The sequence below is a fragment of the Halodurantibacterium daqingense genome, assembly GCF_042666235.1.
Classification (GTDB): domain Bacteria; phylum Pseudomonadota; class Alphaproteobacteria; order Rhodobacterales; family Rhodobacteraceae; genus Halodurantibacterium; species Halodurantibacterium daqingensis.
The window spans coordinates 27,353-41,072 of the sequence record NZ_JBHTFQ010000003.1 but is presented as its reverse complement, the minus strand read 5'-3'; the positions used below and the strand labels follow the sequence as shown (position 1 = coordinate 41,072).

At 66.0% G+C, this 13,720-nt stretch carries 11 protein-coding genes and 1 riboswitch; of the genes, 5 read left to right on the top strand and 6 right to left on the bottom strand.

Annotated elements, in window-relative coordinates; genetic code table 11:
- Window positions 1-42 precede the first annotated feature (42 nt).
- On the bottom strand, window positions 43-2,076 hold the full coding sequence (locus ACFQXB_RS06355; protein ID WP_377400872.1) for a DEAD/DEAH box helicase: 2,034 nt from the start codon (window positions 2,074-2,076) through the stop codon (window positions 43-45).
- 261 nt (window positions 2,077-2,337) lie between these two features.
- On the opposite strand from ACFQXB_RS06355, the gene ACFQXB_RS06350 reads away from it, so the two are divergent.
- On the top strand, window positions 2,338-3,117 hold the full coding sequence (locus ACFQXB_RS06350) for an inositol monophosphatase family protein (protein WP_377400869.1): 780 nt from the start codon (window positions 2,338-2,340) through the stop codon (window positions 3,115-3,117).
- A 166-nt stretch (window positions 3,118-3,283) separates the two neighbouring features.
- Here ACFQXB_RS06350 and ACFQXB_RS06345 read toward each other — a convergent pair whose 3' ends face one another.
- Together ACFQXB_RS06345 and nspC are read right to left on the bottom strand one after the other, a co-directional pair.
- Complete coding sequence (locus ACFQXB_RS06345; RefSeq protein ID WP_377400866.1) at window positions 3,284-4,522, bottom strand: saccharopine dehydrogenase family protein; 1,239 nt, start codon at window positions 4,520-4,522, stop codon at window positions 3,284-3,286.
- Window positions 4,523-4,558: 36 nt separating this feature from the next.
- The gene (nspC, locus tag ACFQXB_RS06340) at window positions 4,559-5,656 is read right to left on the bottom strand and encodes a carboxynorspermidine decarboxylase (RefSeq protein WP_377400863.1); all 1,098 of its coding nucleotides are present in this window, start codon (window positions 5,654-5,656) and stop codon (window positions 4,559-4,561) included.
- A gap of 293 nt (window positions 5,657-5,949) precedes the next feature.
- A riboswitch (cobalamin riboswitch) is annotated at window positions 5,950-6,155 on the top strand.
- Between the two features lie 135 nt (window positions 6,156-6,290).
- On the opposite strand from nspC, the gene ACFQXB_RS06335 reads away from it, so the two are divergent.
- Genes ACFQXB_RS06335 through ACFQXB_RS06320 form a run of 4 tightly spaced genes read left to right on the top strand, consistent with a single transcriptional unit; the run spans window position 6,291 to window position 10,775 of the window.
- Window positions 6,291-8,171 (top strand): TonB-dependent receptor plug domain-containing protein, encoded by a 1,881-nt coding sequence (locus ACFQXB_RS06335; protein ID WP_377400860.1) that lies wholly within the window; start codon window positions 6,291-6,293, stop codon window positions 8,169-8,171.
- Window positions 8,172-8,182: 11 nt separating this feature from the next.
- Complete coding sequence (locus ACFQXB_RS06330; RefSeq protein ID WP_377400857.1) at window positions 8,183-9,028, top strand: ABC transporter substrate-binding protein; 846 nt, start codon at window positions 8,183-8,185, stop codon at window positions 9,026-9,028.
- Complete coding sequence (locus tag ACFQXB_RS06325) at window positions 9,025-10,017, top strand: FecCD family ABC transporter permease (protein WP_377400854.1); 993 nt, start codon at window positions 9,025-9,027, stop codon at window positions 10,015-10,017. The genes ACFQXB_RS06330 and ACFQXB_RS06325 overlap by 4 nt, the downstream gene beginning before the upstream one ends.
- Entirely contained in the window at window positions 10,014-10,775 is a 762-nt protein-coding gene (locus ACFQXB_RS06320) for an ABC transporter ATP-binding protein (RefSeq protein ID WP_377400851.1), read from the top strand. Before ACFQXB_RS06325 ends, ACFQXB_RS06320 begins: the two co-directional genes overlap by 4 nt.
- A gap of 33 nt (window positions 10,776-10,808) precedes the next feature.
- Here ACFQXB_RS06320 and ACFQXB_RS06315 read toward each other — a convergent pair whose 3' ends face one another.
- The 3 genes from ACFQXB_RS06315 to ACFQXB_RS06305 all read right to left on the bottom strand — a co-directional run bounded on the left by ACFQXB_RS06315 (window position 10,809) and on the right by ACFQXB_RS06305 (window position 13,714).
- Complete coding sequence (locus ACFQXB_RS06315; protein ID WP_377400848.1) at window positions 10,809-12,104, bottom strand: TRAP transporter large permease; 1,296 nt, start codon at window positions 12,102-12,104, stop codon at window positions 10,809-10,811.
- The gene (locus tag ACFQXB_RS06310; RefSeq protein WP_377400845.1) at window positions 12,101-12,619 is read right to left on the bottom strand and encodes a TRAP transporter small permease; all 519 of its coding nucleotides are present in this window, start codon (window positions 12,617-12,619) and stop codon (window positions 12,101-12,103) included. The genes ACFQXB_RS06315 and ACFQXB_RS06310 overlap by 4 nt, the downstream gene beginning before the upstream one ends.
- Before the next feature lie 84 nt (window positions 12,620-12,703).
- Window positions 12,704-13,714: a TRAP transporter substrate-binding protein gene (locus tag ACFQXB_RS06305; RefSeq protein ID WP_377400842.1), complete on the bottom strand. Its 1,011-nt coding sequence runs from the start codon at window positions 13,712-13,714 to the stop codon at window positions 12,704-12,706.
- Window positions 13,715-13,720: the final 6 nt, after the last annotated feature.

Sequence of the window (13,720 nt, the reverse complement as noted above, 5' to 3'; positions counted from 1 at the left end):
GTTAGCGCGACAGAGGTTCCCGCCCGGCGGGACCGGAGAGGCTCAGGACTTCGTGCGGGGCTTGAAGCGCTTGCTGGTGTCCAGCGCCTGATTACGGGCTGTCGGACGCGCGGCAGCAGCGCCGCGCGAGGGACCGTCGGCCTTGGCGTATTTGGCCTTCGCGGGTTTGGCCGCGGATTTGGCCGCAGGCTTCGGTCCGGCATATGCGCCGGGCTTGCCCGCAGATTTCCCGGCAGGCTTTGACGACCGTGCCGCGGGCTTGGCGCCATGGTCGCGGTCCTGCCGATCCTCGCGCGGGCGATCCTGGGCATAGCTGCGCGGTTTCGCCTCGGGCTTCGCGGGCGCGCGGTCCGAAGACGCCTCCGGGGCAAAGGTGCGGCGCGGCTCGTCCTCGGCCCGGCGCGCGGCCTTCGGCACGTATTTCTTGCGCGGCGCATCCTCGTCGCGCTGACGCGGGCTGCGGGGCGGGGGCGCACCAAGATCGGGCGCGCCATCAAGGGCACTGACCTTGATGCCCTTTTCCAGTTCGCGCGCCGGGCCAAGCGCGGCCCAGAACCCCTCGGCCGCCGGTTTGGACAGCTGCACATAGGTTTCGCCACCCTGCACCCGGATGGCGCCGATCTCGGTCCGGGTGATCTGGCCGGCGGCACAGATCATCGGCAGCAGCCAGCGGGGTTCGGCATTGTCGCGCCGGCCCACCGAAAGCGAGATCCAGACACTCTCGCCGAATTCCTCGTGCGACCGACGCGGCGCATCGACAGCGGGGCCGGTCGTCAGCTCCTCCGGGGCGGACTGGCTGGCGCGCACCAGCCGCAGGAAGCCCGCAGCAAGCTGTTCGGGGCCGTGCTGTTCCAGAAGCGCCGCAATCATCTCGGCCTCATCCTCTGTGACCGGATCGGTCAGAAGCGGATGCGACATCAGCCGTTCGTTGTCGCGCGCGATCACCTCATCGGCCGAGGGCGGCGTATCCCAGTTGGCGTCGATCTTGGCGAATTGCAGCAGCCGTTCTGCCTTGCGGCGGTCCGAGGCGGTGACGATCAATGCGCTGATCCCCTTGTTGCCCGCCCGCCCGGTGCGGCCCGAACGGTGCAGCAACACCTCGCCGTTCTGTGGCAGATCGGCGTGGATCACCAGCTCCAGCCCCGGCAGGTCGATGCCCCGGGCCGCCACATCCGTGGCCACGCAGACCCGCGCCCGTCCGTCGCGCATCGCCTGCAGCGCGTGGCTGCGTTCGGCCTGGCTCAGCTCGCCCGACAGGGCCACAACCGAAAAGCCGCGGTTGTGAAGCCGCGCCGTAAGATGGTTTACCGCGGCCCGGGTGGCGCAAAAGACGATGGCATTGCGTGCCTCGTAGAACCGCAGGGTGTTGATGATCGCATTGTCGCGATCCTTGGGCGCCACGCTCAGCGCACGGTATTCGATATCCACATGCTGCTTCTTCTCGGCCTGGGTGCTGATGCGCACCGCATCGCGCTGATAGCTTTTGGCAAGCGCGGCGATCTGGCGCGGCACGGTGGCGGAAAAAAGCAGCGTGCGCCGCTCTTCGGGGGCCGAGGAGAGGATGAACTCCAGATCCTCGCGGAAGCCGAGGTCGAGCATCTCGTCAGCCTCGTCCAGGATCACGGCGCGCAGGCCCGACATATCAAGCGAGTTGCGCTCGATATGGTCGCGCAGACGGCCGGGCGTGCCGACGACGATATGCGCGCCACGTTCCAGCGCACGTTTTTCGGTGCGGTAATCCATGCCGCCCACACAGGTGGCAATGCTGGCGCCTGCCTCGGCGTAAAGCCAGGTCAATTCGCGGCTGACCTGAAGCGCCAGTTCGCGCGTGGGCGCAACCACCAGGGCCAGCGGCGTATCGGCATACAGAAACCGCTCGGCCCCGCCCAGCAGCGTCGGGGCGATCGCAAGGCCAAAGGCCACGGTCTTGCCCGATCCGGTCTGGGCCGACACAAGCGCATCGGCACCGTCAAGTTCGCTGTCGAGCACCGCGAGCTGCACCGGGGTCAGCGCATCATAGCCTCGTTTGGTCAAGGCGGCGGCAAGGGCGGCGGGAATGCCGTCAAACTGAGTCATGTCTGTCTTTCGGGTTATGGGCTGGCGCCCGCAGTGGCTTATCCGCTGCGAAAGGACCCCGGGCCGCGTTTACGCGCCGCAGGTCCTGACCCTTCCCAACCCTCCGAGCCTGCCAATGGCAGGTTTGGGGAAGGCATAACCCATCGCGCAGCGCGTCTATAGCCTGAATCCGGAGCTTTGCCCACCCCGTAAATCGCGTTGTCCGGCGCGGGCGGCGCGGCTAGCCTTCCCGCGCCTGCGATCTTGCCGAAGGGAACGCCCATGTCCGACCCCATTGCCGACCGCCTTGCGCTTGCACAACGCCTTGCCACCGAAGCAGGCAGACTGGCGCTGCGTTTCTTCCACGACCGTGACGAGCTTGAGATCGAGACGAAGGGCAACCCGCAGAACATCGTGTCCCGCGCAGACCGCGCGGTCGAGGCGCTGATCCGCCGCGGGATCGGCGCCGCCTTTCCCGAGGACGCGATTCTGGGCGAGGAAGATGGCCGTTCCGAGGGAAAAAGCGGCGTCACCTGGGTCATCGATCCGATCGACGGCACAAGCCCCTTTCTTGCGGGCCTGCCCCACTGGTGCGTCGCGCTTGCCCTGGTGGAGGGAACGACGACTGTCGCAGGCGTGATCGAGGTGCCGGTTGCAGAGGAGCAGTTCACCGCCCGGCGCGGCAAGGGCGCCTGGCTTGATGGCGCCCCGATGCGGGTGCGGCCAGGCGCGCGGCTGGACAACAGCCTGACGGCCATCGGCGCAAGCCACCGGACGGATCCGGAACATGCGGCGCAAGTGATCGGCGATCTCATGCGCGCCGGCGGGTTGTTCTATCGGAACGGATCAGGGGCGCTGATGTTGGCAAGCGTCGCGGCGGGGCGGCTGGGTGGCTATTACGAACCGCACATGCACCCCTGGGATTGCCTGGCCGGGATGCTGATGGTCGCCGAGGCCGGGGGCCGCTGCACGACGCTGCCCGGCCCCCTGCAGGCCGGCGGGCTGGTGATGGCGACGGCGCCGGGCCTATGGGATGACCTGGCGCGCATCGCCGGCGTCTGAACTCTCGGCCCAAGCCGGCATCGGCTTTGCACGGCCGCCAATCAAAGAGCAGCCGAGGGCCTGCGCCCCAAGACGGAACCGGCTGCGACGACCGCAGATGCCTGCTGCTGAACGCATGGCGCAGGGCCGCCTTCCGCCGGCCACGGCAGAAAACGGCACCGGCCGATCAGAACTCGAGCGCGCGATCGCCCGTTTCATCCTGGATGCGGCTGGGCAGGCCCATTCGGTTAAGAAGGCCAAGGAAGGGCTGCGGCGGCAGTTCTTCCACGTTGACCATGCTGCCCACGTCCCACTCACCGGTCGCGATCAGCATTGCCGCCGCCACCGGCGGCACGCCCGCTGTATAGGAAATCCCCTGGCTGCCCACTTCCTCATAGGCTTCCTTGTGGTCCGCGACGTTGTAGATGAAAACCTCGCGCGGCTGGCCGTTCTTGGTGCCCTTGACGAAATCGCCGATGCAGGTCTTGCCGGTATACCCAGGCGCGAGCGAGGCCGGATCGGGCAGCACCGCCTTGACCACCTTGAGCGGGATGACCTCCTGCCCCTCGGCGGTGGTGACCGGCTGTTCGGACAGAAGCCCGAGGTTCTTCAGCACGGTAAAGACATTGATGTAGTGATCGCCAAAGCCCATCCAGAAGCGGACATCCGCATCGGGATAATTCGCGGCCAGCGAATGCACCTCATCATGGCCCGTCATGTAGGCCTTCTGCTTGCCAACGACGGGCAGATCCCATTCGCGGCCTACCTCGAACATCCTGTTCGACTGCCAGCCGCCGTTCTGCCAGCTGTAGACGGTGCCGGTGAATTCGCGGAAGTTGATCTCGGGGTCGAAGTTCGTGGCGAAATACTTGCCATGGGACCCGGCGTTGATATCGACGATATCGATGCTTTCCACCGTATCCAGGTATTCGTCGGCAGCCAGGCGCGCATAGGCATTGACCACGCCCGGATCAAAACCCGCGCCCAGGATTGCGGTCACGCCGGCCGCCTTGCACCGTTCGCGGCGCTTCCATTCGTAGTTGCCATACCAAGGCGGCGTTTCGCAGATCTTGGCCGGATCCTCGTGGATTGCCGTGTCGATATAGGCCGCCCCGGTGTCGATGCAGGCCTCGAGCACCGTCATGTTGACGAAGGCGGAGCCCACGTTGATCACGATCTGGCTGCCGGTCTCGCGGATCAGCGCCGCGACGGCCGCACTGTCCATCGCATCCAGCGCATGGGCCTTCAGCGCGCCTGCCTGCTTCATCGCGCCCTTTTCCTGAACGCTGGCGATGATGGCCTCGGCCTTCGAGACAGTGCGAGAGGCGATATGGATATCCCCCAGCACATCGTTGTTCTGCGCCGCCTTGTGTGCCACGACCTGAGCCACGCCACCGGCGCCGATGATAAGAACGTTGCGTTTCATGAGGGGGATCCTCCTCTGAAGGGTGACAGGGGTGGGTCAGGACAACGCCGCAGCGAAGTCCTCGTATCCGAATTCGCGGACAAGGGTCTGGCTGCCATCGGCCTCCAGAATGACGATGGCGGGCATCTTCACGCCATTGAACCAGTTCTTCTTGACCATGGTGTAACCGGCGGCATCCTGCACCGAAATCCGGTCGCCGATCTGCAACCGTTGCGGGAAGGCGAACTCCCCGAAGATGTCGCCGGCGAGGCAGGACTTGCCGCAGATCATGTAGCGATGTGGCCCTTCGTTCGGGGTGATCCGCGCCTCTTGCCGGTAGATCAGCAGGTCAAGCATGTGCGCCTCGATCGAGCTGTCGACCACGGCAAGATCCTTGCCGTTGTTCAGCAGATCAAGAACCGTCACCTCAAGCGTCGCCGTCCGGGTGATCGCGGCCTCGCCCGGCTCCAGATAGACCTGCACGCCGAACCGCTCGGAAAAGGCCTTCAGGCGCGCAGCGAGACGTTCCAGCGGATAGTCATCGCCGGTGAAATGGATGCCGCCGCCAAGGCTTACCCATTCGACGCGGCCCAGAAGGCTGCCGAACCGCTCCTCGATCTGGCCCAGCATCCGGTCGAAAAGATCGAAATCGTCGTTTTCGCAGTTGTAATGGATCATGAAGCCCGAGATCCGGTCCATGACTGTTTCGATCCGCGCCACATCCCATTCGCCAAGGCGGCTGAAGGGCCGGGCCGGGTCGGCCAGATCGAACCCCGACGAGCTGATGCGCGGGTTCAGCCGCAGACCGCGGGTGATGCCTGCCGCCTTGTCCGCGAAGCGCTCCAGCTGGCTGATCGAGTTGAAGATGATCTTGTCGGCATGGCTGACCACCTCGTCGATCTCGTGGTCGGCATAGGCGACCGAATAGGCATGGGTTTCGCCGCCGAACTTCTCGTTGCCAAGCCGTACCTCGTAAAGCGAGGACGAGGTCGTGCCGTCCATGTATTCGCGCATCGTGTCGAACACAGACCATGTCGCGAAGCACTTGAGTGCGAGCAGTGCCTTCGCCCCCGACAACGCGCGCAAACGGGCCACCTTCTCCATGTTGCGGATCAGGGCCGACCGGTCGATCTGGTAATAGGGCGTCTGGATCATGGCGGCCTCTCACGGAATGCGTTGGTCCAGTGCTATATGAACCCCCCGCCGGGGTTTCAACCCCGTGTCACTGCGCCGGAACCCCGCATCCCCGGCGCAACGGGCGAATGTTCGGGCGTCATCGCAACGGGCGGGCCACAACAATGGCACGCGTGACGCCCGGACCTGACGTTCGGTAGCCCGGCGGCACCACGGCGAAGGATGCGCTGGTGTTGCCAACCCGATGTGCCTGCGCGTGCTGAACGCTGCCGGATGGCCGCATGCCGGACCTTGACAGGCTGCGCGATCCTGCGTCATGACGGCGGGGCTTCGGTTCCGGCGCCCGCGCCGGATTAAAAGGGAACTTCGGTAAGCTGTGCCAGACAGGCCAGCCAAGCCGGGGCTGCCCCCGCAACTGTGAGCGGCGAGCAACGATCGACGATGCCACTGGGTCAACCGGGAAGGCCGATCGGAGCGACGACCCGCGAGCCAGGAGACCTGCCGCAGCAATCACCCATTTCCGGTGCGGGGCGCGCCAGGAAAGCGGCTGATCCGCAGAGGTGACAGTCACCGTGCTGCGGCGGAGCATGCGCTTTTTCCGCAGGACAAATCTGGGATTGCGGGCCACGGCCCGCTTCAGGAAAGGCATAGGCACATGAGCTGCCGTCTTCCCCTTCTGGCGCTTTGCGCCGCTCTGCCCTCGGCCGCTGCTGCACAAGGCATCATCGCGCTTGACGAGATCATCGTTTCCGGCGGCATCGCGCCGCTTGCCGCCGATGCCTATGGCCGCGCCCACACCGTTCTTACTGCCGAAGAAATCAAACGGCGCGGCATCACCACAATTCAGGACGCGCTGCGCGCGCTGCCCGGCGTTTCGGTCAGCAGCCTAGGCGCGGGTTACACCCAGGTTCGTATCCGCGGCGGCGAGGCCACCCACACGCTGATCCTGATCGACGGCATCAAGGCGGCTGGCGGGGCGGATGAATATGTCCTGAGCGGTCTCGAAACCGCCAATATCGAGCGGATCGAGGTGCTGCGCGGGCCGCAGTCAGTGTTCTACGGCTCGAACGCCTCTGCCGGCGTCATCAACATCATCACCCGCAAGGGGGGCCCCGGCCTGTCCCATGGCGGCGCTGTCGAGGCCGGCAACGGTGCTGCCGGTGCCTTCCATCTCAGCCAGCGCGGGGCCCGCGGCGGCGTCGCGCTGAACCTCTCGGCCCGCGACGACCGCGGCTTTGACCAGTCGGGCAGCGGCGGCGGCAAGGACGGGGTCAACCGCAAGACCATCGGCCTTGCCGCCGACTGGCAGGCAACGCCCGATCTGACCTTCGGCATCACGCTTCGCCGTTCCACCGAACGCTACGAATACGACGCGACTTCCTGGGCAGCGACCGACGCCGCCGGCTACGTCGTGGATGCCGATCTGTTCGGAGACCGGGACGAGTTTCAGGGCGGCGTCTGGGCAGAATATGTCACTCTGGGCGGGCGTCTTACCCACCGGCTGGACTATCAGGACACCATCCACGAGCAACGCGACAACGACGGCTATGACACCCGGGGACAGACGCGGAAGCTTAAATACCGCGCCAGCCTCGGCCTCGACGGGCAGCCGGTCGGCAGCGCTGCACATCTTCTGAACCTGCTTGCCGAACACCAGCGCGATGAAAGCACCTCGGCCCCGGGAGAAAGCCGCGTGATGTCGTCGGCCGCGCTGGAATACCGCGCGTTCCTGGACAACGGGCTGGATCTGCAGGCGGGATTGCGGCACGATGCCAATCGTTCCTTTTCGGATTTCACCAGCTGGACCCTTGGCCTGTCCTACCAGGTGCCCGGCCAGCCCTTCCGGCTTCACGCCTCGGCGGGGACGGGCCTTGTGAACCCGTCGTTCTTCGAGCTTTTCGCCGATGCCGATTACGGAAGCAGCGTCTATGTCGGCAATCCGGGCCTGCGGCCCGAAAAGAACCGCGGTTACGACGTGGGTATCGAGTTCCAGCTGCCCGAGAATCGCGGGATCATCGATGTCACCTACTTCAACGAGTCGCTGGAAGACGAGATCGAGAGCTACCTCGATGGCATCGACAACGGCATCGCGCGCTTCACCTTCCGCAACCAGACGGGCAAAAGCCCGCGCGAAGGCATCGAGTTGACGGCCCGCACCCAGGCCACCGATCGTCTGACCCTGGGCGCGAACTACACCTTCCTGCGGGCGCGCAATCCCGACGGTTCGGTCGAAGTCCGGCGCCCGCGGCACGAACTGGGCCTGAACGCCTCGCTTGCGGTGCTGGATGGCCGCGGCTTCGTCAGCGGGGATCTGCGCCATGTCGCCGGAAATTTCGACACACAGTTCTGGGGCACCTATGAAACGGTCGAACTGCCGTCCTACACGGTGGTGAACCTGGCGGCGGGTTATGATCTGAACCAGAACGTCCGCGTGACCGGACGGATCGTCAACCTGTTCGATGAAGCCTATTCCGATGTCTGGGGCTATGCCTCCCAAGGGCGGACCGGCTATGTGGGGCTTCAGGCCCGATGGTAGCACGCTGGTTCATGACACATGCGCTGGCCGGTGCCGTTGCACTGGGGGCAACGCTTGACGGGGGGGCCGCCGCAGCAGGCCCTTTCGCGCCGGAGCCGCCCCGGCGTGTGCTGTCGATGAACCTTTGCACCGATCAGTTGGCCCTGCTGGTTGCAGCGCCGGGCCAGCTGATCTCCGTCAGCTATCTTTCCCACGATCCGCGATCGTCTGTCATGGCAGCCGAAGCCGCAGCCCTTCCCGCAAATCACGGTCTGGCGGAGGACATCGTACTGATGCGGCCGGATCTGGTTCTGGCCGGGCAGTTCACCCACACGGGCAGCACCGCGATGCTGCAACGCCTGGGCGCCCGGGTGGAGGTTTTCGCACCCGACGAAAGCCTGGAAGACATTCGCAGCAACCTGCGCCGTATGGGCATTCTGCTGGGGCGCGAGGAACAGGCCGAGGCAGTGATCGCCAGATTCGACGCCGATCTTGCCGCTCTGGCCAGCATGCCGGCACCCGCCCTGCGCACGGCGCTCTATGCCGCGAACGGCTACAGCCCCGGCGATGCCAGTCTTGCGGGCAGCATTCTTCGCGCAGCAGGGCTTGTGAATGTCGCTGCGGATCTGGGGCTGGGCGCCGGCGGGTTCCTGATGCTTGAGGACCTTCTGCTGTCGGACCCCGACCTTCTTGTCCTGCACGAACGCCATTCGCGGCCGTCGCGCGCCGAAGAGGTTCTGACGCACCCTGCCCTGCGCGCGCTGACGGCCCATCGTGCGACCGAGACGATGGCCGACAGCGACTGGATCTGCGGCACGCCGTATGTTGCGCGCGCCATCGCCCGGCTGCGCGCCACGGCACGGGACGCGCGCAAATGAGCCGCTTCGCGCAGGTGATGGCCGGGCTTGGGCTTCTGGTCGCGGTGTTGTTCCTGGGATCGCTGGTGACGGGGGCCGCGGCCCTGGGCGTGGTGCCCAGCCTGCAGGCCCTTTTCGGGCAGGGCGACCCGCTGCTGGTGATGGTCATGCAGGAACTGCGTCTGCCGCGTGCCCTTCTTGGCCTGATGGTCGGGGCCGCGCTGGGGCTGGCCGGCGCGGCCATGCAGGGCTTTCTGCGCAATCCTCTGGCGGAACCGGGGCTGATCGGCACCTCGGGCGCAGCGGCACTGGGAGCGGTGCTGGCGATTCAGACCGGGCTTGCGGCCGCCTATCCGCTTGGGCTGCCGCTTGCCGCACTTGCAGGTGCCGGCATTTCGGTCGCGCTGGTGATGGTGTTGGCGGGGCCGCGCGGCGGATCGCTGGCGCTCATCCTTGCGGGGATTGCCCTTTCGGCCCTCGCGGGCGCGGCGACATCGCTTGTGCTCAACCTGTCGCCCAATCCCTTTGCCGCAAACGAGATCATCTTCTGGATGATGGGATCCCTTGCCGATCGGTCGATGCTTCATGTCCAGATCGCCGCACCGGTCATGGCGCTTGGGCTTCTGCTGCTGTGGCCCACCGGGCGGGCTTTGCGGGCGCTGACTTTGGGCGAGGATGCCGCGGCTTCGGCAGGCATCGATCTGGGGCGGCTGCGTCTGCTGCTGATCGGCGGGACCGCGGCGCTGGTGGGCGCGGCGACGGCAGTTGCCGGGACGGTGGGGTTCGTGGGGCTGATCGTGCCACATCTGCTGCGGCGCGCCGTGGGCGGTGATCCGGCAAGGCTGATGCTGGCTTCGGCGCTGGGTGGGGCTGCGGTCGTGCTGGCGGCGGATATCGCGGTGCGCCATATCCTGCCCGGACGCGACCTCAAGCTGGGGGTGCTGACGGCACTGGTGGGGGCGCCGTTCTTCCTGCACCTGATCCTGCGGCTGCGGAGGGACGCGCCATGACCCTGCTGACCCTGCGCCAGATGTCGCTGAGCCGGAACGGGCGCCCGGTCCTGCACGGCATCGACCTGACGGTGAGGCCCGGCGAATTCATCGGCCTTCTGGGGCCGAACGGCGCCGGCAAGACGACCCTTCTGCGTGCAGCCCTTGGGCTTCTGAAGGCCGGCGGGCATTCATCGCTCGCCGATCTGGATGTCGCCCGGCGCGCACAGGCGGCGGCCTTCCTGCCCCAGAACCGCGAGATCGCCTGGCCAATGCCGGTCGAGGCGGTCGTGGCGCTGGGACGGGTCGCGCATCCGCGGGGGGCCACCGCCGCCGATCGTGCCGCCGTCCAGCGCGCGCTGGATGCGCTGCGCCTTGATCCGCTTCGCCGTCGCGATGCGACAACCCTTTCGGGGGGCGAACAGGCCCGCGTCCTCTTGGCACGGGCGCTGGCGCAGGAAACGCCACTGCTGCTGGCGGATGAACCTGTCGCGGGGCTGGACCCGGCGGCGCAGATCGCCGTGATGCAGCTGTTCCGCGACCTCGCGGCGCAGGGCAAGGGGGTGATCGCCTCGCTGCATGATCTTGGGCTTGCGGCGCGGCACTGCACACGGCTTCTGGTGCTGGACGCCGGCCGCGTTGCAGCCGACGGGCCGCCGCGGGCGGTGCTGCAGCCGGACCTGCTGGCCCGGGTCTTCGGCATTGCCGCGCATCTGTCCGAAGGCCCTGACGGGATGATCTTCCAGCCCCTCTCGCTGTGCCCGGCCGCCCCATCGTGATCGTGCGGCGGCAAGGCCGCCCTTTCCGACGGATCAGAGGTTGGGCAGCCACAACACCAGCACAGGGAAGGCGATCAGCAGGCCCACATGCAGGATGTCGGCGCCCACGAAGGGCAGCGCCCCCTTGAACATGCGGTTCAGCGGCACGTCCCGCACCACCCCCGAAAGGACATAGACATTCATGCCCACCGGCGGCGTGATCAGGGCGATTTCGGTCATCCGCACGACCAGAACGCCGAACAGCACCGCGTCAAAGCCAAGGGTCGTGATCAACGGGAAGAACAGCGGAATTGTAAGCGTCATCATCGCCGAGGCATCCAGCACCATTCCCAGCAGCAGATAGACGCCCAGCACCAGAAACAGCACCATCATCGGGGAAAAGCCGCCTTCGGTCACGAAGCGCACGATATGCATGGGGATCGTGCTGGCCGTGATGAAGCTGTTGAACACCATGGCGCCGAAGAGGATGCCGAAAATCATCCCCGTGGTCCTGAGCGTGGCATAGATCGCCGTGCGCGCCGCAACCCATGTCAGCCGCCGCCGCGCAACCGAAACGATGATCGCGCCGAATGCGCCGATAGCTCCGGCCTCGGTCGGGGTGAACCAGCCAAAGACGATCCCGCCCATGATCAGGGCGAACAGCACGACTACCTCGCCCGTTCGGGCAAAGCCCGCGATCTTTTCGCGCAGGCTATAGCGCGGGCCGCGTGGGCCTGCGTCCGGATTGATCCGGCACCAGATGGCGATGGTGACGACATAGAACAGCGCCAGCAGGATGCCGGGGATGATGCCGGCCGCGAACATCTTGCCGATCGAGGTTTCGGTGAGGATGCCATAGATGATGAACATGCCGCTGGGCGGGATCAGGGCGCCGATCGTCCCCCCGGCCACGACGCTGCCCGAGGCAAGCGACATGTCATAGCCATGCTTGCGCATCTCGGGCATGGCGACAAGGCCCATGGTCGCGGTGGTCGCAAGGCTGGATGCGCTGACGGCGGCAAACCCGGACGAGGCGCCGATCGTCGCCATGGCAAGCCCGCCGCGCTGCCGGCCCACCCATCGTGCGGCGGTATCGTACAGGTCGCGCCCGATCCCCGAGGCGAACAGCAGATGCGCCATGAACAGAAACAGCGGGATCGTTCCGATCGCGTGGTTGGTGGCAAGGTTGTAGGTGGACACGCCGACCCGGACAATCGCCGCATCGAGGCTGACGAGCATTGCAAAGCCCGCAAAGCCCACCAGCCCCATCGCGAAGCCGATCGGCATGCCCGCGCCGATGAAGCCGAACAGCACGGCCAGTCCGACGAATCCCAATGCAACGGGCGTCATAGCTTGTTTTCCAGTTTCTGATCCTCGTCACCGATGCCGCGCCCCAGCCAGAGCGAAACCGCCTGCCAGAGCAATACGACCACGAACAGAACGATTGCGCCCGCCATGACCCAGCGGAAGGGTGCGACGGGCACGTTGATGATGGGCGACAACTCGCCCTGCGCGCCGCGTCGGATGGCCTCACGCGCGGTTGCCCAGGCGACGGCGACCCAGAACAGGCTGCCCAGCGCCAGCATGGTTCCCTGAACCGCCCGGCGCAGGCGGCCGTTGCGGATCAGGTCCACGAAGAGTGACACCCGCGTGTGTTCGTTTCGCACTGCGGCATAGGCCAGCGACAGGCTCACAGCCGGGATCAGCAGCAGCTCGGACAGGGAATAGGTTCCGGGAAAGGCGATCCCCACCGCCCGGAAGACCACGGTCACGACCGTCAGCAGCATCAGCGCGAGGATCGCGAGAATGCCCGCCAGCGCCGCAAGCGAACAGATGGACTGAAGAAGGCGATCAATGCGATGCATGACATCTCCGCGAGGTCGGGGGCCGCCGCGAACAGGCGGCGCGGCGGCAACGGCTTGGTTGGCGAGGGCCCGGTCCGCGAGGGCTCACTCGGCGAGGGCCGCGCGGACCTTCTCGAAGATCTCGGTTCCCGGCAGGCCGCGCGCATCAAGCCCCTGCGCGGTTTCCCGTGCGCCCGCCTCGAAGGCAGCGGAATATTCCTCGATCACTTCGGGTGCCACGGCATTGAAGGTCACACCCATCTCTTCGCCATAGGTGCGGCCAGCCTCTTCCGACGCCTGCGAATATTCATAGGTCGTGCGGGTCCACCAGTCGATGTTGTCATCGAACACCTGCTGGATGTCAGCGGGTAACCGGTCCCAGGCCCGGCGGTTGATCGCGCGCGAGGGATAGGCGCCGCGGCTGTGCGGAAGCTCGGAGTAGTACGAGATCACCTCGGCGAAGCTTAGCGACCGCAGCGCCTCGTAGGGGGCGATGACCCCGTCCAGAACGCCGCGTTGAAGCGAGGGATAGGTGTCGGTCATCGGCATGGTGACGCCCTCGGCGCCAAAATGTGCCAAGGCCGCGATGTAGTCGATTGCCGAGCGGATGCGCAGGCCGCGCAGATCCGAGACCTGTTCGAAAGGCTTGTCACGCAGCATCAGATGCATCGGGGTGCCGACGTTGTAGGCCAGGACCTTGACGCCCGAAAGCTCTTGCGCGAACTGCGGGTATTCTTCCCAAAGCGCGCGATAGACTTCCAGAACCTCCAGCGCATCGTCATAGCCATAGAAGAACTGGGGCGTGAGCCGGCTGAGATCATAGCCCGAGCTGGCATAGATGGGCGAGATGAAGGCGATATCAGCCACACCCGCTTCCAGTTCGTCCACGCCTTCCCGGCTGTTGATAAGCGCGCCACCCCAGAACGGAGTGATATTGACCCGCCCGTCCGTCTGGTCCCGGATGCGGGCGATCCATTCTTCATCGGCCATGCCATAGGGATGGGTAGGTGAATAGGTGGTGGAATAGGACAGTTCGAACTCGGCTGCCACCAACGGCGCGGCAAGCCCGACCTGCGCCGTGATCGTCAACGCGGCGACCAGTTTTTGAAGCTTCATGGTTCA

Bases quoted from the DNA above. Each gene is read 5' to 3' on its own strand.
- ACFQXB_RS06320 (WP_377400851.1), top strand. From the start codon at position 10,014: ATGACCCTGCTGACCCTGCGCCAGATGTCGCTGAGCCGGAACGGGCGC.
- ACFQXB_RS06315 (WP_377400848.1), bottom strand. From the start codon at position 12,104: ATGACGCCCGTTGCATTGGGATTCGTCGGACTGGCCGTGCTGTTCGGC.
- ACFQXB_RS06350 (WP_377400869.1), top strand. From the start codon at position 2,338: ATGTCCGACCCCATTGCCGACCGCCTTGCGCTTGCACAACGCCTTGCC.
- ACFQXB_RS06335 (WP_377400860.1), top strand. From the start codon at position 6,291: ATGAGCTGCCGTCTTCCCCTTCTGGCGCTTTGCGCCGCTCTGCCCTCG.
- ACFQXB_RS06345 (WP_377400866.1), bottom strand. From the start codon at position 4,522: ATGAAACGCAACGTTCTTATCATCGGCGCCGGTGGCGTGGCTCAGGTC.
- ACFQXB_RS06355 (WP_377400872.1), bottom strand. From the start codon at position 2,076: ATGACTCAGTTTGACGGCATTCCCGCCGCCCTTGCCGCCGCCTTGACC.
- ACFQXB_RS06310 (WP_377400845.1), bottom strand. From the start codon at position 12,619: ATGCATCGCATTGATCGCCTTCTTCAGTCCATCTGTTCGCTTGCGGCG.
- ACFQXB_RS06305 (WP_377400842.1), bottom strand. From the start codon at position 13,714: ATGAAGCTTCAAAAACTGGTCGCCGCGTTGACGATCACGGCGCAGGTC.
- ACFQXB_RS06330 (WP_377400857.1), top strand. From the start codon at position 8,183: ATGACACATGCGCTGGCCGGTGCCGTTGCACTGGGGGCAACGCTTGAC.
- ACFQXB_RS06325 (WP_377400854.1), top strand. From the start codon at position 9,025: ATGAGCCGCTTCGCGCAGGTGATGGCCGGGCTTGGGCTTCTGGTCGCG.
- nspC (WP_377400863.1), bottom strand. From the start codon at position 5,656: ATGATCCAGACGCCCTATTACCAGATCGACCGGTCGGCCCTGATCCGC.